Source organism: Mesorhizobium sp. BHbdii (genome assembly GCF_053848045.1).
This window is the reverse complement of record NZ_JBSPKX010000001.1, coordinates 1,557,618-1,577,766: the sequence shown is the minus strand read 5'-3', so window position 1 is coordinate 1,577,766 and position 20,149 is coordinate 1,557,618. Positions and strand designations below refer to the sequence as shown.

General features: G+C 62.6%; 18 protein-coding genes. 11 read left to right on the top strand and 7 right to left on the bottom strand.

Features of this window, described 5'->3' with window-relative positions:
* Positions 1-19: 19 nt before the first annotated feature.
* The gene (gene recG / locus ACWTU8_RS07655; RefSeq protein ID WP_455847648.1) at positions 20-2,128 is read left to right on the top strand and encodes an ATP-dependent DNA helicase RecG; all 2,109 of its coding nucleotides are present in this window, start codon (positions 20-22) and stop codon (positions 2,126-2,128) included.
* Here recG and ACWTU8_RS07650 read toward each other — a convergent pair.
* Together ACWTU8_RS07650 and glmS are read right to left on the bottom strand one after the other, a co-directional pair.
* Positions 2,080-2,838 (bottom strand): DUF502 domain-containing protein, encoded by a 759-nt coding sequence (locus tag ACWTU8_RS07650; RefSeq protein WP_455847647.1) that lies wholly within the window; start codon positions 2,836-2,838, stop codon positions 2,080-2,082. The genes recG and ACWTU8_RS07650 overlap by 49 nt on opposite strands.
* An 80-nt stretch (positions 2,839-2,918) precedes the next feature.
* The gene (gene glmS / locus ACWTU8_RS07645; RefSeq protein WP_029353006.1) at positions 2,919-4,742 is read right to left on the bottom strand and encodes a glutamine--fructose-6-phosphate transaminase (isomerizing); all 1,824 of its coding nucleotides are present in this window, start codon (positions 4,740-4,742) and stop codon (positions 2,919-2,921) included.
* 227 nt (positions 4,743-4,969) lie between these two features.
* On the opposite strand from glmS, the gene ACWTU8_RS07640 reads away from it, so the two are divergent.
* Positions 4,970-5,344 (top strand): ADP-ribosylation/crystallin J1, encoded by a 375-nt coding sequence (locus ACWTU8_RS07640; protein WP_455847646.1) that lies wholly within the window; start codon positions 4,970-4,972, stop codon positions 5,342-5,344.
* Positions 5,345-5,354: 10 nt separating this feature from the next.
* Here the strand turns inward: ACWTU8_RS07640 and glmU are convergent, their stop codons facing one another.
* The 3 genes from glmU to ACWTU8_RS07625 form a co-directional block, all read right to left on the bottom strand.
* Positions 5,355-6,719, bottom strand: coding sequence for a bifunctional UDP-N-acetylglucosamine diphosphorylase/glucosamine-1-phosphate N-acetyltransferase GlmU (gene glmU, locus ACWTU8_RS07635; RefSeq protein WP_455847645.1), 1,365 nt, complete (start codon positions 6,717-6,719; stop codon positions 5,355-5,357).
* Between the two features lie 115 nt (positions 6,720-6,834).
* Entirely contained in the window at positions 6,835-7,164 is a 330-nt protein-coding gene (locus tag ACWTU8_RS07630) for a hypothetical protein (RefSeq protein WP_455847644.1), read from the bottom strand.
* Positions 7,165-7,354: 190 nt separating this feature from the next.
* Positions 7,355-8,101, bottom strand: a complete 747-nt coding sequence (locus ACWTU8_RS07625) for a cytochrome c biogenesis CcdA family protein (RefSeq protein ID WP_455847643.1) — start codon at positions 8,099-8,101, stop codon at positions 7,355-7,357.
* Between the two features lie 174 nt (positions 8,102-8,275).
* Between ACWTU8_RS07625 and ACWTU8_RS07620 the strand changes: the two genes are divergently transcribed.
* The 8 genes from ACWTU8_RS07620 (at position 8,276) to rpmG (ending at position 17,425) form a co-directional block, all read left to right on the top strand.
* Positions 8,276-8,653, top strand: a complete 378-nt coding sequence (locus ACWTU8_RS07620; RefSeq protein ID WP_455847642.1) for a COG4315 family predicted lipoprotein — start codon at positions 8,276-8,278, stop codon at positions 8,651-8,653.
* Positions 8,654-9,100: 447 nt separating this feature from the next.
* A complete protein-coding gene (topA, locus tag ACWTU8_RS07615; RefSeq protein WP_455847641.1) occupies positions 9,101-11,743 on the top strand; it encodes a type I DNA topoisomerase in 2,643 nt (880 codons plus the stop codon).
* Positions 11,744-11,749: 6 nt separating this feature from the next.
* On the top strand, positions 11,750-14,053 hold the full coding sequence (gene rnr, locus ACWTU8_RS07610) for a ribonuclease R (RefSeq protein ID WP_455847640.1): 2,304 nt from the start codon (positions 11,750-11,752) through the stop codon (positions 14,051-14,053).
* Positions 14,053-14,505 carry a DUF983 domain-containing protein gene (locus ACWTU8_RS07605; RefSeq protein ID WP_455847639.1) on the top strand — a complete coding sequence of 151 codons (453 nt, stop codon included), beginning with the start codon at positions 14,053-14,055 and terminating at the stop codon, positions 14,503-14,505. The genes rnr and ACWTU8_RS07605 overlap by 1 nt, the downstream gene beginning before the upstream one ends.
* Before the next feature lie 73 nt (positions 14,506-14,578).
* A complete protein-coding gene (locus tag ACWTU8_RS07600; RefSeq protein ID WP_455847638.1) occupies positions 14,579-15,313 on the top strand; it encodes an NUDIX hydrolase in 735 nt (244 codons plus the stop codon).
* A gap of 21 nt (positions 15,314-15,334) precedes the next feature.
* The gene (locus ACWTU8_RS07595; protein ID WP_455847637.1) at positions 15,335-16,510 is read left to right on the top strand and encodes an MFS transporter; all 1,176 of its coding nucleotides are present in this window, start codon (positions 15,335-15,337) and stop codon (positions 16,508-16,510) included.
* A gap of 105 nt (positions 16,511-16,615) precedes the next feature.
* Positions 16,616-17,074 (top strand): hypothetical protein, encoded by a 459-nt coding sequence (locus ACWTU8_RS07590; protein ID WP_455847636.1) that lies wholly within the window; start codon positions 16,616-16,618, stop codon positions 17,072-17,074.
* A gap of 183 nt (positions 17,075-17,257) precedes the next feature.
* Positions 17,258-17,425, top strand: coding sequence for a 50S ribosomal protein L33 (rpmG, locus tag ACWTU8_RS07585; protein WP_006201775.1), 168 nt, complete (start codon positions 17,258-17,260; stop codon positions 17,423-17,425).
* Between the two features lie 387 nt (positions 17,426-17,812).
* On the opposite strand, the gene ACWTU8_RS07580 is transcribed toward rpmG, so the two are convergent.
* Together ACWTU8_RS07580 and ACWTU8_RS07575 are read right to left on the bottom strand one after the other, a co-directional pair.
* Positions 17,813-19,186, bottom strand: a complete 1,374-nt coding sequence (locus ACWTU8_RS07580) for a PleD family two-component system response regulator (RefSeq protein ID WP_455847635.1) — start codon at positions 19,184-19,186, stop codon at positions 17,813-17,815.
* Between the two features lie 33 nt (positions 19,187-19,219).
* Entirely contained in the window at positions 19,220-19,576 is a 357-nt protein-coding gene (locus ACWTU8_RS07575; protein WP_287247952.1) for a response regulator, read from the bottom strand.
* 250 nt (positions 19,577-19,826) lie between these two features.
* Here ACWTU8_RS07575 and ACWTU8_RS07570 point away from each other — a divergent pair, with 250 nt between their 5' ends.
* Positions 19,827-20,126, top strand: a complete 300-nt coding sequence (locus ACWTU8_RS07570; RefSeq protein ID WP_455847634.1) for a DUF3572 domain-containing protein — start codon at positions 19,827-19,829, stop codon at positions 20,124-20,126.
* Positions 20,127-20,149: the final 23 nt, after the last annotated feature.

Genomic DNA, 20,149 nt, shown 5'->3' with positions numbered 1-20,149 from the left:
CGCGACATAAGCTGACATCATGCGTCCTTCCCTCCTCGATCCGCTGTTCGTCCCGATCACCTCGCTTGCCGGCGTCGGGCCGAAGGTCGGCGCACTGATCGAGAAAATCGTGCCGGCCGATCTCGGCGACCGAGCGGCGCGCGCCGGCGATCTTCTGTTCGTGCTGCCCCACACGGTGATCGACCGTCGCAACCGGCCGGGCATCGCCGATTCGGCCGAAGGCGCGATCGTCACCCTCGAAGTGCGCATCGACCGCCACCAGCCGCCGCCGCGCGGCAACAGATCGGTGCCGTACCGGGTGCACGCCCATGACGACACCGGCGAGATCGCGCTGACCTTCTTCCATGCGCACGCCGCCTATCTCGAAAAGGCGATGCCCCAGGGCGAGCATGTCGTGGTCTCGGGTCGAATGGAATGGTTCAACGGCCGGCCGACCATGGTCCACCCAGACCACATCGCGCTGGCCAGTGAAGCGGAAAACCTGCCGCTGGTCGAGCCGGTCTATCCGCTCACCGCCGGGCTCTCGGGAAAAGTACTGCGCCGCGCAATCGGCCAAGCGCTCGCTCGCTTGCCGGTGCTGCCGGAATGGCAGGATGGCGAGTTTTTGCGCCGCCGCACCTTTCCTGCCTTCGGCGACGCGCTCGCCAGCATCCACAATCCCGCCGACCCGATCGACGTGTCCGTCGACGGCGCGGCCTGGCGGCGTCTCGCCTATGACGAGTTTCTGGCAGGCCAGGTGTCGCTGGCGCTGGTGCGCGCGAAAGTCCGCCGCTTGTCCGGACGACCGTTGGTCGGCGACGGCCGCGTCGTCGAAAACCTGCGCGCCGCCCTTCCCTATTCGCTGACTCCCAGCCAGGAATTCGCGTTGGCCGAAATCAACGCCGATCTCGCCGATCCCGAACGCATGCTGCGGCTTTTGCAGGGAGATGTCGGCTCCGGCAAGACGGTGGTCGCGCTACTCGCCATGGCGCGCGCCGTCGAGGCCGGCGGCCAGGCGGCGTTGATGGCGCCGACCGAAATCCTGGCGCGCCAGCATCTTGCGACGATTGCGCCTTTGGCGGAACAAGCCGGCCTGCGCATCGCCATCCTCACCGGCCGTGAAAAGGGCCGCGAGCGCACTGACACGCTGGCCGGTCTGGCCAATGGCGAGATCGACATCGTCGTCGGCACTCACGCCCTGTTCCAGGAAACGGTGACGTTCCACGACCTCGTCCTCGCCGTCATCGACGAGCAGCACCGCTTTGGCGTCCACCAGCGGCTTGCCATCACCGCCAAGGGCGATGCCCCCGACATGCTGGTGATGACGGCGACGCCGATCCCGCGCACGCTGGTGTTGACCGCTTTCGGCGACATGGACGTGTCGAAGCTGACCGAAAAACCAGCCGGTCGCCAGCCGATCCGCACCGTCACCCTGCCGCTCGAGCGGCTCGACGAACTGGTCGGCCGCATGCGCGACGCCGTCGCCGACGGCCAGAAGATCTACTGGATCTGCCCGCTGGTCGAGGAATCCGAAGAGATCAAGCTGATGTCGGCGGAGGACCGCTTTGCCTCGCTAAAGCCGCTGTTCGGCGACCGGATCGGCCTGGTGCACGGGCGCATGAAGGGCGCCGACAAGGATGAGGCGATGCGCGCCTTCAAGGCCGGCGAGACACGCATTCTGATCGCTACCACGGTCATCGAGGTCGGGGTCGATGTGCCGGATGCGACGATCATGGTCATCGAGCATGCCGAGCGCTTCGGCCTCGCCCAGTTGCACCAGTTGCGCGGCCGGGTCGGTCGCGGCGAAAAACCGTCCTCCTGCGTGCTGCTCTACAAGGATCCGCTCGGCGAGACGGCAACGCGCCGGCTGTCGGTGATGCGCGAGACCGAGGACGGGTTCCGCATCGCCGAGGAGGACCTGAAGCTGCGTGGCGAAGGCGAGCTGCTGGGCACCCGCCAGTCCGGCACGCCGGGTTTCCAGGTGGCGCACATCGAAGCGCATGCCGACCTGCTCGAAGCCGCCCGCGACGACGCGCGGCTGATCCTGTCGCGCGATCCCGAGCTGCAATCCGAACGCGGCGCCGCCCTTCGCATGCTGCTTTATTTGTTCGGCCGCGACGAGGCGGTGCGGCTCTTGCGCGCCGGCTGAGGCCCGGTATCCACAGGCGGATTGCCGATCTGACCGCCGATCGATTTGCCGTTCAGCGTCACCATTTTCGTCTTGACCGCCGGCGCCACCAAGCCTGCCGAAACGATCAGCTTGGCGCCGTCCTCGACCGTCATGTCGAGCAGCACGATGTCGGATTTCGGCACATACATAAGAAAGCCCGTGGTCGGGTTGGGCGCGCACGGCATGAAAACCGCGATTAGCGGATCACCTTCCTGGTCGAGCTTCTGGTTGATCTCGGTTTCCTTGTCGCTGGCGACGAAGACCAGCGACCAGACGCCCTTGCGCGGATATTCGACCAACCCGACCTGGCGAAACATGTCACCTTTGTTCGACAGCACGGTCTCGAAGATCTGTTTCAACGAGCCATAGATGCCGCGCACCAGCGGCATGCGGCCGAGCAGCCGTTCGCCGAACAAGACGATAGCGCGGCCGACTATATTGGCGGTCAAGAAACCGATCAGGGTGATCAGGATCAAGGCGACGATCAGGCCGAACCCCGGAACCGGCGCCGGCAGATAGCTATCGGGGTTGTAGCGCGCCGGAATATAGGGTTTCACCCAGGAATCGACCCAGCCGATGAAGGACCAGGCGATGTAAGCGGTGATCGCCAGCGGCGCGCAGACGACAAAGCCTGTCAGGAAGTAATTCCGCAGCCGGGTCATGCCTGAGGTCTTGGGCGCATCGGACATGGTTCACCGCAGCACTGATTGCGGCGCAACATTAATGAACCGCAATCCGCTTTGGAACCGCGAAATTTTTCAAACCACGCCTATTCCACAGTCACCGATTTCGCCAGGTTGCGCGGCTGGTCGACGTCGGTGCCCATGAACACGGCGGTGAAATAGGCCAGCATCTGGATCGGCAGCGCGTAGATGATCGGCGAGATGATTTCCGGCACGTCCGGCAGCACGATCGTCTCCATCGTCTTCACCGTGGCGTGTGCGGCACCCTTGCTGTCGGTGATCAGGATGATCTTGCCGCCGCGTGCCGCCACTTCCTGCATGTTCGATACGGTCTTTTCGAAGATGCGGTCATGCGGGGCAATAACGATGACAGGCATGTTCTCGTCGATCAGCGCGATCGGCCCGTGCTTCAGCTCACCGGCGGCGTAGCCCTCGGCATGGATATAGGAGATTTCCTTGAGCTTCAGCGCGCCTTCCATGGCCAGCGGGAAATTGGTGTCGCGGCCGAGATAGAGCACATTCTTATAGTGAGCGAGGTCGCGTGCGACCTTTTCGATCTGCCCGTCGAGCTTCAAGACCTGGTTGGCATAGCGCGGCGCTTCCGACAGTTGACGTACTAGCGTCGTTTCCTGCTCCCGCGAGATCGTTCCGCGCGCCACGCCGGCCCGCACGGCAAGCGAGGCCAGCACCGACAATTGACAGGTGAAGGCCTTGGTCGAGGCGACACCGATCTCCGGCCCGGCCAGCGTCGGCAGGATGACGTCGGACTCGCGCGCCATCGTCGATTCGCGGACATTGACGACTGCGCCGATCTTCATGCCCGCCTTGCGGCAATAGCGCAGCGAGGCCAACGTGTCGGCGGTCTCGCCCGATTGCGAGATGAAGAAGGCGGCGTCTGTCTTCGACAGCGGCATCTCGCGGTAGCGGAATTCCGAAGCGACATCGATGTCGACCGGCAGCCGCGCATAGCGCTCGAACCAGTATTTGCTGATCAGGCCGGCGAGATAGGCAGTGCCGCAGGCCGAGATCGCCAGCCGGTCGATTTTGGCGAAATCGAACGGCAGGTCGAGCGGCTTCGATACGCCGCCGACAAAATCCACATAATGCGCCAGCGTGTGCGAGATCACTTCGGGCTGTTCATGGATTTCCTTCTCCATGAAATGGCGCCGGTTGCCCTTGTCGACCATGAAGCTGGTGCTGAGCGACTGCTGGCGCTTGCGGTCTACTTTGCTGCCGTCCATGTCGAAGATGGCGACCTCGTTGCGGCGCACCACCGCCCAGTCGCCGTCCTCCAGATAAGTGATCGAATTGGTGAAGGGGGCAAGCGCGATGGCATCGGAGCCCAGGAACATCTCGCCGTCGCCATGGCCGACCGCCAGCGGCGGGCCGTTGCGCGCCCCGACGATGAGGTCCTCGTCGCCCTTGAACATGATGGCCAGCGCAAAGGCGCCTTCCAGCCGCTTCAGCGCCTGGTGCGCGGCCTCGACCGGCTTCAGGCCCCTGGCCAATTCGCGCCCCACCAGATGTGCGACGACCTCGGTGTCGGTCTGTGATGAAAATGTGTAGCCGTCGCGCATCAGCTCGTCGCGCAATTCGGCAAAATTCTCGATGATGCCGTTGTGGACGATGGCGACGCCGTCGGAAAAATGCGGATGCGCGTTGGTTTCGTTGGGCACGCCATGCGTTGCCCAACGCGTATGACCGATGCCGATCATACCATTGAGCGGTTCGTCCTTCAGCCGGCGCTCGAGATTGACCAACTTGCCTTCGGCGCGACGGCGTCCGAGCTGGCCGTCCTCGACAGTGGCAACGCCGGCCGAATCGTAGCCGCGATACTCCAACCGTTTCAACGCGTCGACAATGAGCGGCGCGACCGGCGAATGACCAACAATTCCTACGATACCGCACATTGCCGTTTTCCCCATTTCCCCGCAGAAACCCGGTGTCATTGAGGATTGGCCGGGCTGCCGCGAAAATCACATTGCGTTTCGTTCCATATCAGCCGGAACGGTCTTGCACAGATGCACCATGACAGAGCGCTCTTGCAATCCGGTTACCGCAATCGCTCAGTTTCTCCGTACGGGCATCCTATCTCGCCTCGGTGGTTCCTGAAATCCATCAAAGATATGATACGGTCATGAACAAACGAATCGACACGGTGACGCTTTGGCGTCCGGTTGGGCCTAAAGAGCTGAAACTGATCGAGAAGTCGGGCATGCGGGCGTTTCCGCCGCGCCTTCCCGAGCAACCCATTTTCTACCCCGTTTTGTCTCAAGCCTATGCCGTGCAGATCGCGCGTGACTGGAACGTACCAGCCAGCGGCTCGGGCTTCGTTACCCGGTTTGACGTTTTGAAGAGCTTTCTCGACCGGTACCAGGTCGAACATGCCGGTAGCAAGGCACATCTGGAATACTGGATCCCTGCCGAAGACCTTCCCGAATTGGACAGGGCAATTGTCGGCATGATCGAGGTGACGGCTGCTTTCGGGAGAGATGCGAACCTTGCCGGCTAACGCCGAATGATCATCCACCGGCCTTCTTCGCCGCCGCGGCCGAAGCAAAACGCTCGCGCAATTCCTTGCCCTTGCCGGCCAGCGTCCTCTGGCGGGCGCGGCCAAAGGCCAGCGCATCGTCGGGGACACTTTCGGTGATCACGCTGCCGGAAGCGATGTAGCCGCCCTTGCCGATTGTAACAGGCGCCACCAGCGAGGAGTTCGAGCCGATAAAGGCGCCCTCGCCGATGTCGGTGAAGAACTTCGAGTAGCCGTCGTAGTTGCAGGTGATGGTGCCGGCGCCGATGTTGGCGCCGGCGCCGACGCGGGCATCGCCGATATAGGTCAGGTGATTGACCTTGGCCCCCTCCTCGATCGTCGCCTGCTTGACCTCGCAGAAATTGCCAACCTTGGCCTTTTGCTTGAGATCGGCGCCCGGCCGCAGCCGCGCGTACGGGCCGACATCGCAGTTCGAAGCGATGGTGGCGCCTTCAATGTGGCTGAAGGCATGGATCTTGGCGCCCGTGGCGATTTTCACGCCCGGCCCGAACCAGACATTGGGTTCGACGATCGTGTCGGCACCGATTTGGGTGTCGTATGAGAAGAACACGGTTTCTGGCGCAATCAATGTGACGCCGGAGAGCATGGCCTCGCGCCGCCGGCGCGTCTGCCAAATGCCTTCCGCCTCGGCGAGTTCGGCGCGGTTGTTGATGCCGAGCACATTCTCGAAGCCGGCTTCCGTTGCAACGACATCGAGGCCCTGCCCGCCGGCGATCTCGACAATGTCGGTGAGGTAATATTCGCCCTTGGCGTTCTTGTTGCCGACTTGATCGAGCAGTTGCAGCGCGTGCATGCCCGCAACCGCCATCAGCCCGCCATTGCAGAAGGTGATTTTCTTTTCTTCGTCGGTGCAGTCCTTTTCCTCGCGGATGGCGATGAGCTTGCCGCCCTTTTCGATCAGCCGGCCGTAGCCGGTAGGATTGGGCGTGCGGAAGCCGACCACAACGACGGCAGCGCCTTCGGCCAGCTTCAGGCGCGCAGCGGCCAGCACCTCCGGGTCGATCAGCGGCGTGTCGCCAAACATCACCAGGATCTCGTCGTAACCTTTAGATATCGCAGCTCGAGCCGCCAGCACGGCATGCGCGGTGCCGAGCCGCTTGTCCTGGACGAAGGTCTCCGCCTTCGGCGCGAACTTTTGCGTGGCCTTACGCATCTCGTCCGCGCCATGGCCGATCACCAGCGCCAGATCACCGCTGCCTGCGGCTTCCGCAGCCCTCACGACATGGGCGACCATCGGCAGGCCGGCGATTTTATGCAGCACCTTCGGCAGCGCACTCTTCATACGCGTCCCCTCACCGGCGGCGAGAATGACGGACAGGCAGGTTCTCTGGCTCATGGAATAGCAACCATATGAAAAGGGATCAGGAATCGGGATTGTCTAGCATTTGTGCCATGCTGCACCAATGCGGTTAAATTCCGGTGAGATTATCGAGCAGCCGAAACTCTCCCCACTACGGTTCGCCAAGCCGGTGCCAAGCATCCCGATATTCCGGCTGGTCATAGTCCCTCGGTTGCAGCCAATAGGATACCTTGCCAGCCGCGCTCTCGCCACGACGCGCTGCCGCCTTCACTTCGCCCAAGGTCATCACGAAACAGGTTGGCAGGTCTGAATTGGCATTGATCGTAATGACCCACCATTGGGAACGTAGCGTGTCGAGCGAGCCACCGAGCGGGACCGGGTGCCGCTTCGACAGCGCTTTGGATTGAATGGGCAGCACGCGCGCTTCGTCCTCGCTCGCCCCATACAGGTCTGCCCCGCGCGCGTTGCGCACCGTCGGCATAATGTGCCAGCCACGCCGGGATAGTTCCCGTGCCACATGATATAGACCCGAATTGCCGGTAAGCTGATGCCGCAAGGTGAAACGCCCCCAAAGAACTGATGGACGTTTCTATCACCGAATGACGCTATGACCATGGGCAGGTATGGCCGGCACTCCTGTGCACACCCACAGCCGACGTAGGCTTGCAAGCCTATCCCAGCTGCCCCAGCACCGGGAAATTCTCCAGCAGCCAATAGGACGCGGCCTGCACACCGCCGGTGAGGAAAAACACCCCCGCGATGACCAGCAGCGCGCCCATGGTCTTTTCGACCCGGCCGAGATGGACGCGGAATTTCGAGAGAAAGCGCATGAAGGCGCCGGAAAACAGCGCCGCGATCAGGAACGGTATGCCGAGACCGAGCGAATAGGCGGCAAGCAGAGCCGCGCCCTCGCCCACCGTCTCGCGGCCGCCGGCAAGCGTCAGGATCGGTCCCAGCACCGGTCCGATGCAAGGCGTCCAGCCGAAGGCGAAGGCCAGTCCCATGACATAGGCGGCAACGATACTGGCCGGCTTGCCCTGCGACTGGAAGCGCGCCTCACGCGACAGCAGCGGGATGCGTAATATACCGAGGAAGTTCAACCCCATCAGGATGATGAGCACGCCGGCCGCCATGGCCAGCGGCTCCTGCCAGACGCGCAGCAGCCGTCCGATGGTAGAGGCGCCGGCGCCCAACGCTACGAACACGGTCGAGAAGCCGAGAACGAAGGCAATCGAGGCATAGAGCAGCGCGCTGCGTGCGTCGGCCTTGGCCGTGACGCCGGCATTGCCGCGGAAATCATCGACCGACACGCCGGCCATGTAGCAGAGATAGGGCGGCACCAGCGGCAGCACGCAAGGCGACAGGAACGAGATCGCCCCCGCCCCGACCGCGCTGACATAGCCGATATCCAATGCCATTTCCCGAACTCCAACTGTATCGGCGCCGATATAGCGGCGCACGGGCTTGTCCGCCAATCACCATTGCGTGGCAAGTTGCCGCCCTGCATCGAGGAAGAAACGGCACACCAGGCGCGTTGATGCAACGAGGCCGCGACTTTCCGCGCGCTTCTCGATCATATCAGGGAGAACCTCATGAAATCGATCACAGTCGGGCTGGCGGTGCTTTTGCTCGGCTCCGCCGCCTCCTGTGCCGCCGAAGCATGGAAGGAAGCCGATGTCGGCGGCACCAAGATCTATACCGATGCCAACGGCATGACCCTTTACACCTACGACAAGGACGAGGCGGGCAAGTCGAACTGCTACGACAAATGCGCCACCAATTGGCCGCCGCTGAAGGCGGAGGCCGACGCCAAGGCCGATGGCGAATGGACGATTATCGACCGCACCGACGGCACCAAGATGTGGGCCTATGAAGGCAAGCCGCTCTACACATTCATCAAGGATAAGAAGGCTGGCGATGTGACCGGCGACGGCGTCGGCGGCGTTTGGCACATAGCCAAGGCCGACTAGTCCCGAACCTGCATCCCCGCCTTCCTGAAATCACGGGCTGCCGCGTATCCCTGCAGGCCTTCCGGCGGTCAGCTTCTTGTACTGTCCCGATGGACATACGAGCCCCACTCGCCGCGCCTGTCTCGCCCGCCGACAGAGCATCATAAGGGACGTCTCTTCAGCTGGGGCTGGCGCATGATCGATGTTTCTCTTATATCCGCGGAGGAATTTGTCCCGTTTCTTCCGGATTCATTGCCGGTTTGTCCAACGATAGGGCAGCCGCTCCCCTTATCCGGAATTGCGGATATCACATGACGCGCTCTTGGGTTGTGCGCTCAATGCAGGACTGCATTTTGGGCGCTTCCCCTTGACCGGATGCAAAAGCCCGGCCATGTGAGCGACAATTGTACGAGATTTCGTCGCGCGCAGCGGAACTCTTCTGCCGCACCACAGCTGATATGAGACCTCATGGACGTCGTCGTCGTCGAATCGCCGGCCAAAGCGAAGACAATCAACAAGTACCTCGGAAAGAACTATAAGGTCCTGGCCTCGTTCGGCCACGTCCGCGATCTGCCGGCCAAGGACGGCTCGGTGCGTCCGGACGAGGATTTTGCCATGTCCTGGGCTGTCGATACCGCCTCAAGCAAACGTCTTGCCGACATCGCCAAGGCGGTCAAGGACGCCGACGGCCTGATCCTCGCCACCGACCCGGATCGCGAGGGCGAAGCCATTTCCTGGCATGTTCTGGAAGTGTTGAAGCAGAAGCGCGCGCTGAAGGACAAGCCGGTCAGCCGCGTCGTCTTCAACGCCATCACCAAATCGTCTGTGCTGGAAGCGATGGCCAATCCGCGCCAGATCGATGCGCCGCTGGTCGATGCCTATCTCGCCCGCCGTGCGCTCGACTATCTCGTCGGCTTCACGCTGTCGCCTGTTCTGTGGCGCAAGCTGCCCGGCGCCCGCTCCGCCGGCCGCGTTCAGTCGGTGGCACTGCGTCTCGTCTGCGACCGCGAATTGGAGATCGAGCGCTTCATCCGCGAGGAATACTGGCAGATCGCAGCCATTCTCGGCACGTCGCGCAACGAAAATTTCGAGGCGCGGCTGACCGCCTTCGACCGCAAGAAACTGCAAAAGCTCGACATTTCCAACAAGGCGCAGGCCGACGATATCAAGGCCATGCTGGACGGTGCGATTTTCAAGGCACTGTCGGTCGAAGCCAAGCCGACCAAGCGCAATCCAGCCCCGCCCTTCACCACCTCGACGCTGCAGCAGGCCGCCTCCTCGCGCCTCGGCTTTTCGGCAAACCGAACCATGCAGGTAGCGCAGCGGCTCTATGAAGGCATGGACATCGGCGGCGAGACCACCGGCCTTATCACCTATATGCGAACCGACGGCGTGCAGATGGCGCCCGAGGCGATATCAGCCGCACGCGATGCGATCGCCAAGGAATTCGGCCCAAAATACCTGCCCGAGAAGCCGCGCAACTACACGACTAAGGCCAAGAACGCCCAGGAAGCGCACGAAGCGATCCGCCCGACCGATTTCATGCGCACGCCCGCTTCGGTCAGGCAATATCTCGATGCCGACCAGGCGCGGCTTTACGAGATAGTGTGGAAACGCGCCATCGCCAGCCAGATGCAGCCGGCCGAGATTGAGCGCACCACGGTCGAAATCGAGGCGGTCAACGGCGCCCGCACGGCGGAGCTCCGCGCCGTCGGTTCGGTCGTTCGCTTCGACGGCTTCATTGCCGCCTATACCGACCAGAAGGACGAGGATTCGGAAGACGAGGAAGACCGCCGTCTGCCCGAGATCCGCGCCGGCGAACAGCTCGCCCGTCAAGCGATCAACGCCACCCAGCACACCACCGAGCCGCCGCCTCGCTATTCGGAAGCCTCGCTGATTAAGAAGCTGGAAGAGCTGGGCATCGGCCGTCCGTCGACCTACACGGCGATCCTGAAGACGCTCGAGGACCGCGACTACGTCAGCATGGACAAACGCAAGCTGTTGCCGCAAGCCAAGGGCCGGCTGTTGTCGGCCTTCCTCGAAAGCTTCTTCGAGCGCTATGTCGAATATGACTTCACCGCCTCGCTCGAGGAAAAGCTCGACGAGATTTCCGACGGCAAGCTCGCCTGGAAGGATGTGCTACGCGATTTCTGGAAGGATTTTTCGGGCGCCGTCGCCGACATCAAGGAATTGCGCGTCACCGACGTGCTCGATGCATTGAACGAAGAACTGGCGCCGCTGGTGTTTCCCGCGCGGGAAGACGGTTCGAACCCCCGCATCTGCCCGAAATGCGGCACCGGCAACCTGTCGCTAAAGCTCGGCAAATTCGGCGCCTTTGTCGGCTGTTCGAACTATCCCGAATGCTCCTTCACCCGCCAGCTCGGCGACGCCGCCAACCCCAATGGCGAAACCGGCAATGGCGAGGACGGCACCAAGGTGCTTGGCAAGGACCCCTACACGGCGGAGGAAATCACCCTGCGCAGCGGTCGTTTCGGCCCCTATATCCAGCGCGGCGACGGAAAGGAAGCCAAGCGCTCCAGCCTGCCCAAGGGCTGGACAGTCGATTCGATCGACCACGAAAAGGCCCTCGCCTTACTGTCGCTGCCGCGCGACGTCGGCAAGCATCCGGAATCCGGCAAGATGATCTCGGCCGGGCTGGGGCGCTACGGCCCGTTCGTGCTGCATGACGGCACCTACGCCAATCTCGACAATATCGAGGACGTGTTCTCGATCGGTCTCAACCGCGCCGTGTCTGTGATTGCCGAGAAGCAGTTGAAGGGCCCGGGCGGCCGCAATGGCGGCACGCCCGCCGCCTTGAAGGAGCTCGGCGAGCATCCGGCTGGCGGCGGTAAGATCGTTGTGCGTGACGGCAAATACGGGCCTTACGTTAATTTCGGCAAGGTCAATGCGACGCTGCCGAAGGGCAAGGACCCGCAGTCGGTGACGATCGAGGACGCGGTGGCGCTGATTGCCGAGAAGGAAGCCAAGGGCGGCAATGGCGGCAGAAAGCCCTTCCGCAAAGCGGCCGCACCTGCCAAAAAGCCTGCGGCGGCCAAAAAACCGGCGGCCCAAAAACCAGCGGCCAAAAAAGTGGCCAACAAAAAGGGATAGGGCATCGTGGCGCGCAGGGTATCCGGAAGAAGTCATGGCGATCTGCGCACCGCCGACACGAGAGCCAAGGTTAGGGATAACTACCGGCCGTCCCGCGACGAGATCCTGCGCTACATCGCCGAAAATCCGGATCGCTCAGGAAAACGCGATATCGCCAAGGCGTTTGCGCTGCGCGGCGAGGACCGTATCTGGCTGAAAGACATTTTGCGCGACCTGCAGGATGAGGGCCTGCTGACCAAGGAACGCAAGCGGCTGGCCCGCGTCGGCGCCCTCGCCCATGTCGCCGTGCTCGACATCTTTGGCCGAGACGCCGACGGCGTGCTGCTGGCGCACCCAACCGAAGCCGTGGGCAACGGCGAGCCTCCTGTCATAGCGATCCGCGTGTCGCGCGGCGGCGGCCCGACACCGGGCATCGGCGACCGCGTGCTGGCCAAGACCTTTCCAACCGATGACGCGACGGGCCCCGCCTACACCGGGCGGGTGATGAAGATCTTCGAAAGGCGCACCGATGCCGTTCTCGGCGTTTTTCGCGTTCTGCAGGACGGCACCTTCCGCATCGAGCCTGTCGAAAGACGCCAGCCGGAGCTGGTCGTCGACAAGGAATTCCAGAACGGCGCCAAGAACGGCGATCTGGTCGAGGTCGAGCCGGCGCGGGCCTCCCGCTATGGACTGCCCAGAGCCAAGGTGCTGACGGTGCTCGGTTCGCTGACCAACGAAAAGGCGGTCTCGATGATCGCCATCCACGCGCATGACATTCCATATATTTTCCCGGCAGACGTCATTGACGAGGCAGAGGCGGTCAAACCGGCGACGCTGGCCGGCCGCGAGGACTGGCGCGAGCTGCCGCTGGTCACCATCGATCCGGCCGACGCCAAGGACCATGACGATGCGGTGTTCGCCATATCGGATCCGGACGAAAAGAACCCCGGCGGCGTGGTGGTTACCGTAGCGATTGCCGATGTCGCCGCTTATGTGCGCTATGGCACCGCGCTCGATCGCGAGGCGCTGAAGCGCGGCAATTCGGTCTATTTCCCGGATCGCGTCGTGCCGATGCTGCCGGAGCGCATCTCCAACGACCTTTGTTCGCTGCGCGAAGGCCAGGACCGCCCGGCGCTGGCGGTCCGCATGACCTTCTCGGCCGATGGCCGCAAGCTCAGGCATTCATTCCACCGCATCATGATGAAATCGGCGGCGAAACTCGCCTATCCGCAAGCGCAAGCCGCGATCGACGGCGCGCCGGACGACAAGACCGGCCCGATCCTCGACACGGTGCTGAAGCCGCTGTGGGATGCCTACGCCGTCGTCAAGCGCGGCCGTGAGACGCGCCAGCCGCTCGAGCTTGAACTGCCTGAGCGGAAAATCCTGCTCAGGGAGGACGGCACCGTCGACCGGGTCGTCGTGCCGGAGCGGCTCGACGCACACAAGCTGATCGAAGAATTCATGATCCAGGCCAATGTCGCGGCGGCCGAGACGCTGGAGGCGAAACGGCAGGCGCTGGTCTACCGCATCCATGACGCGCCTTCGCTCGCCAAGCAGGAATCGCTGCGCGAATTCCTGCAGACGCTTGGTCTGTCGCTGGCACGCGGGGCGCAGATGCGGCCCAACCAGTTCAACGGGATTCTGGATCGCGTCCGCGGCGCCGACCATGAGGGACTGGTCAACGAGGTGGTGCTGCGCACGCAGATGCAGGCCGAATATTCGCCCAGCAACATCGGCCATTTTGGCCTCAATCTGAAACGCTATGCGCATTTCACCTCGCCGATCCGTAGATATGCCGACCTGATCGTGCATCGCGGGCTGATTGCCGCCCTCGGCTTTGGTGCGGGCGGACTGACGCAAGATGAGGCGGAGCGGTTGGAAGAGGTTTCAGCACTGATCTCGGCCACTGAGCGCCGCGCCATGGCCGCCGAGCGCGACACGGTCGACCGGCTGATCGCCGCCTATCTGGCCGAGCGTGTCGACGATCGTTTCGATGCACGCATTTCGGGCGTCACCAAATCGGGACTATTTGTCCAATTGCCGCAGTATGGCGCAGATGGTTTCATCCCGGTGTCAAGCCTGGACGGCGATTACTATATATACGACGAAACTGCCCGATCGCTTTTCGGAGAGCGCACCGGCAAGGGCTATCAGCTTGCCGACCGCGTCGAGGTTCGCCTGATCGAGGTGGCGCCTATGGCCGGCGCGATGCGTTTCGAGATGCTGACCGACCCAAAGCCGCTGCCCGGCTCCAAACGGTCGTTTCACAAGGCCAAAGGCCGCGCCCGCGCGTCGCAATCGCGTCCAGGCTCGCGCGGCAGGAGACGATAATGCCAAGCGATTTGAACATGAACCAACAGGTTTTCGGCGGCGAACATCATTCGGGCCGCATCGCCCGCCCGCTGCGGACGGCGATGAAGCGTGGCGCGCTTAGCCGCTGCCCGCATTGCGGCGAGGGAAAGCTGTTTCGCGCTTTCGTCAAGACCGTCGATAAATGCGATCATTGCGGCGAGGAGCTCCATCACCACCGCGCCGACGACCTGCCGGCCTATCTGGTGGTTGTTATCGTCGGCCACATCGTGCTCGGCGCGTTCACGGGTGTCGAAGCGACCTCCACTTTGTCCACCTGGCAGCACATCGCCATCTGGGTGCCGCTGACCATCCTCATGGCGATCGTCTTGCTGCAGCCGGTCAAGGGCGCCGTCATCGGCCTGCAATGGGCGTTCTATATGCACGGCTTCGGTGGGGAAGAAGATCTGATCGAGTCGCATCCCGAGGCTTGAAACCGAGGCTGGCGCAAATCGGCATGGCTGGACGCCACTTTCGCATCGGAGAAGATTCCGCTAGGTCGTGCGCATGGACGTTATGACCAAGGCGGAAGTCGACAAGGTTCAGCGGATCGCGCTCGACGCCAAGGCTATACGCCCGCGCGACGCCGCGACGCTGATCCTGCTCGACCGAAAGGGCGACGAGTTCCTGGTGCTGATGGGCCGGCGCCACGCCCGTCACGCCTTCATGCCGGGGAAATTCGTCTTTCCCGGTGGTCGTACCGATCCGGCCGACAGCCGAATTCCCGTTGCCACAGCGTTGCACCGTGAGGAACAGGCGAGGCTGACCGCCGGCGTCGGCCGCACCAGCCCGGCCCGCGCCCGCGCCATCGCCCTGTCGGCGATTCGCGAGACCTATGAAGAAGCCGGCCTGCTGATCGGCCAAAAAGGCGCCTTCGCCACGACCAGGCGCGATTGGCAGGGTTTTGCCGAGCACGGCGTAAGACCCTCGCTGGAAGCGCTGCGCTTCATCGCGCGCGCCATCACGCCGCCAAACCGGGTGCGGCGCTTCGATACGCGCTTCTTCAGCGCCTGGCGCGAAGATGTCGCCGTGGAGTTGCCGGACGGCGGTCCGACCAACGAGCTGGAGGAACTGGTCTGGCTGCCGCTCGCCAAGGCCAGAGAAGCTGATATTCCCGACATCACCAGGGCCATCCTCGAGGAGCTGGAAAAGCGGCTCGTCGATGATCCGCTGCTGCGTCCCGGTGGTTCCGTGCCGTTCTACCGGCTTGTCCGCAATCGCTTCGTTCGCGAAATTCTGTAGAGCATAGAGCATTCACATCCCATGACGGTCGATACCCAGCAAGAGGTCGAGGAACGCGTACATTGGCTGCCGATGATCGCGGCGATCTCGTCGATCAGTGTCGTCGGCATCGCCATCGGCCTCGGCATGCCGCTGCTCAGCGTCATTCTCGAAACGCGCGGCCATTCGGCGTCGATGATCGGCTTCAACACCGCTGTCGCCGGCCTCGCCTCGATCGTCGGCGCACCGCTCGCCACCCCGCTCGCCATGCGCTTAGGCGTCGCCTGGACGATGCTCGCCATGATCGCAACGGGAGTGCTGGCCTTTGTCGGCTTCCATTTCGCACCGGACTTCTGGATGTGGTTTCCGTTGCGCGTCCTGCTGCACGTCGCGCTGACGGTGTTGTTCATCCTGTCGGAATTCTGGATCAGCACTTCGGCGCCGCCACACCGGCGCGGTCTCGTCCTCGGCATCTACGCCACCGTGCTGTCGCTCGGCTTTGCCGCCGGGCCGTGGCTGTTCGCCCAGCTCGGCAGCACCGGCTTCCTGCCCTTCGGCGTGATCATGGCGCTGGTGACGCTGGCCGCCATCCCAGTTCTGGCGGCACGCAACGAGAGCCCGACGATCGTCTCCAATGGCGAAACCAGCAACTTCCTGCGCTACATCTGGTTGGTGCCGACGGCGACCGCCGCGGTGCTGGTGTTCGGCGCGGTCGAGACCGGCGGCTTTGCGCTGTTCCCCGTTTATGGCAACCGCATCGGCTATTCCGAGGCCGATGCCGCCCTCCTGCTCACCATGATCGGCCTCGGCAACGTGCTGTTGCAAATCCCGCTCGGCATGATCAGCGACCGTGTCAGCGACCGCCGTTATCTGCTTCTGGTGTGTGCAACCATCGGGCTTGCCGGCACTATCTTCATGCCGCACTTCGCGCAGGACTGGCATCTGATGGCGGCGCTTCTGTTCGTCTGGGGCGGCGTGGTCGCGGCCATGTACACGATCGGCCTGGCCCATCTCGGCTCGCAGCTTTCCGGTCACGACCTGGCCTCGGCCAACGCTGCCTTCGTGCTCTGCTATGGTGTCGGCATGGTGCTCGGCCCGCAGGCGATCGGCATCGGCATGGACCTTTTCGGACCCTCCGGCTTCGGCTGGGCGCTCGGCGTGTTCTTCGCCTTCTATATCGCGCTGGTCGGCGCCAGGCTCGCCCGAAAAATCCTGTAGAAAGACCCGATCGATGCCTCATGTGGCGCAAGGCTGCTGACATGACCGTGTCAGCAGCACCTGGATAGATTGTCAGCAACACGCCACGAATTTGAGGATGCCGCCATGATCGACTCCGGGTTTGAAACGAAATCGGTGCGGATGGAATTGCTGCTGCTTGTGACCTTTCAAGCGCCGGCCTCCGATGTTGACCGCATCATGGAAGCTGTGGTCGCGATCGCTCCGCTGACCATGGGCAAATACAACAGCAATGCCTACCAGTCGGCGCACGGCATCGAGCGCTGCCGGCCACTCGAAGGCGCGGCTGCAGGCGCCGAGACGGAATTGCGCAGACGGCATGGCACGGTGGAGGTGTCGTTCGAACTGCCCGACGATCAGGCGTTGGCCGCCCGCATTGTCGAAGCGATATTCCAGGCCCACAGCTATCAGGAGCCGGTGATCCGCATTCAGCCGATCCTCGCCAGCCGCTCCAAGGGTTTGGACGACCGCTCCAACCCGAACCGCTGGTGGAACACCACGGGAGACTTGAAGAAGGCCGCTCCGCCGGTTAGGGAAGACGCATAGTTAGGAACATTCTCGGCTGCCGGCTGGCTCTGATATTGACCAGAGCTTGCACAAGCGACGGCAGCGAACTCACGGGGTTGACTTTCCGGGCGCGTTCTTTATGTGTCGCGCCAAGTTTCCCGCGTCCGGGTGTTTCCCCGTGCTCCAGCGGCCAAAACTCCACGAACATAACGGACGAACACAATGGCCAAAGCCGCAAACATCAAGATCAAGCTTCTGTCGACCGCCGACACCGGTTTCTTCTACGTGACCAGCAAGAACAGCCGCACCAAGACGGACAAGCTGTCGTTCCGCAAATACGATCCGGTTGCCAAGAAGCACGTCGAGTTCAAGGAAACCAAGATCAAGTAATCTGGTTTCCTGCTTTAAAGCCAAAACGCCGCCCCTATGGGCGGCGTTTTCGTTTTCAAGGCTCGAAGAAGTCCAAAATGTCCAATGCTTGTCGCAGAGTCTTGATGCATTTTGAGAACGGGGGCCGGTCGGCGTTTGGCAGCGGTACGAGGAGGCCACTATGTGCCAGCGCCGGCCGGCCGACCCCACGGACCCAGGAGATGCGGCGGACCTGAATCATGGGGTATTCTTCGGATCGATCCGGCTATCTACCTCGCGCCGGTTGCGTCATTGATCTGCACATTTGCGCAACAGCCTGTGAAAATCAACAATTTCTTAACTAAGCCCGGCGAATCGCTTGCGTTAAGGTAAATTCGTAACCCTGTCGCACAGAATGGAGAATTGGCCTTACGCCGCCTTGGCAACGACGCGGTTGCGGCCGGCGCTCTTGGCTTCGTAGAGCGCGAGATCGGCGCGCTTTATCAGCCCGGCAACCGTGTCCACGCCCTTCAGCAACGACGACACGCCGACGCTGACGGTAACCTCGATCGTCTTGCCGTCGTGACCGACTGCAAACGGCATAAGAGCGATTTCGGCGCGAATGCGCTCCGCGACCTTTTCGGCGACGGCGCCGTCCGTGTCCGGCATCACCACGACGAACTCCTCGCCACCGAAACGGCAGGCGAGATCGATACCGCGCACATTCTTGCGCAGCCGCCGCGCAAATTCGCGCAGCACCTCGTCGCCGCCGTCATGGCCATGTGCATCGTTGATCGTCTTGAAGCGGTCGAGATCGGTGATCATCATCGACAGCGGCCGTCGTCGCGCCACGGCACGGTCGAACAACGTCTGCAGGTGGCTGTCGAGGTATCGGCGATTGTGCAGCCCAGTCAGCGCGTCGGTCACCGCCATCTCGATGGTCTGGGTGACGCTGGCACGCAGCTGGTCGTTGTAGCGCTTGCGGCGCACCTGCGTGCGTAGCCGAGCAGTCAGCTCCTGCTGGTCGATCGGCCGCATCAGATAGTCGTTGATGCCGAGTTCGAGGCCGCGGATGATGCGCCCCTCTTCACCCTCCTGCGCCAGAAGGATGATCGGCACGAAACGGGTGCGATCGAGCGAGCGCAGTTGCGAGCAGAGCCTGAGCGGATCGAAATCGGCAAAGGCCGTCGAGATCATCACGCATTCATAGGGGGTCTCGGCGGCCTGGAAGAAGCCGGCATGCGGATCGGTGGCGATGTCGAGGTCGGCGGTGCCGCGCAGCATTTTCTGGACGCGCTCGAAGGAGGATTTGCGCTCGTCGATGAGCAGAACCTTCGGCGTGGTGTCTGCGGACGCGAAGTTGCGGCTCAACAGCTCCTCGATGCCGATGTTGCGCGTGGTCGAGGCGCGCAAGCGCAGCTCGTCGGTCAACGTCTTCAGCCTGACCAGACTTTTGACGCGCGTCATCAGCTGCAGATCGTTGGCCGGCTTGGTCAGAAAATCGTCGGCACCGGCCTCGAGGCCGCGCACCCGGTCCGAAACCTGGTCGAGCGCGGTGATCATGACGACGGGGATGTGCGACGTCGCCGGGTCGCTCTTCAGCCGCCGGCAGACCTCGAACCCGTCCATGTCAGGCATCATCACGTCGAGCAGCACGACATCGACCTTGCCGTTTTCGCAGGTCTCGATCGCGTCCAGCCCGTTCGTGGCGGTCAGCACCTCGAAATATTCGGCAAGCAGCCGGACCTCGAGCAGCCTCACATTGGCAGGGATGTCGTCGACGACGAGGATCCGTGCAGTCATCTCATAAAGCTCCGGCTCGGCTGGAAGGGCGCATCAGGCGTCGCCCAGGTAGGATTTGATGGTTTCGATGAAACGCGGCACCGAGATCGGCTTGGAAATATACGCTTCGCAGCCACCCTGGCGGATACGCTCCTCATCGCCCTTCATCGCGAATGCAGTGACGGCAATGACCGGTATGACATGGAGGTCGTCGTCTTCCTTCAGCCATTTGGTCACCTCCAGCCCCGACACTTCGGGCAACTGGATGTCCATCAAAATAAGGTCCGGCTTGTGCAGTCTCGCCAGATCCAGCGCTTCCAGGCCGTTGCGCGTGCGTACCGTCTCGTAACCGCTCGCTTCGATGAGGTCCCGAAAGAGCTTCATGTTGAGCTCATTGTCCTCGACGATCATGACCTTCTTAGGCATCAAATTCCCGTCTCGGCCTGCCTTCCGCTCGAAGGTTGCCGTCATGCGCCCTCGCCGGTACGCACCAAACACTGCTCGACTCTACGGCAATATAATTGACGAAACGGAAACCGGCTGCCGGAAAAGCTTCGGATTTCACCTCGGACACCGCATTGCAGAGTTAGATGGCTTGCCGCAGGCGACGCTTGCGATTACTGCCAAAAAGAGACTCATTCCACCGCGCAAGAAGGTAGTGATGGCAAACGCAGCGTCAATGCGCGAGGAAGCGGAAACCATTGCCGTGAAGGCATTGGGCTTCGTCGCCGCCGATCCGGAACTTCTGCCCCGTTTCCTGGCGATCACCGGCATCGAGGCGCATTCCATCCGCCAGGCAGCCGGCGAGCCGGGTTTCTTGGCCGGCGTGCTGCAGTTCATCCTCGCCCACGAGCCGACGCTCATGCGGTTCGCGGCGGAAACCGGCACGCCGCCGGGTTCCGTCGGCAAGGCGCTGCGGGCACTGCCGCTTGGCGACGACGACCATGAACATTCGATATGAGCGACGACCGGATCGCGAAAACG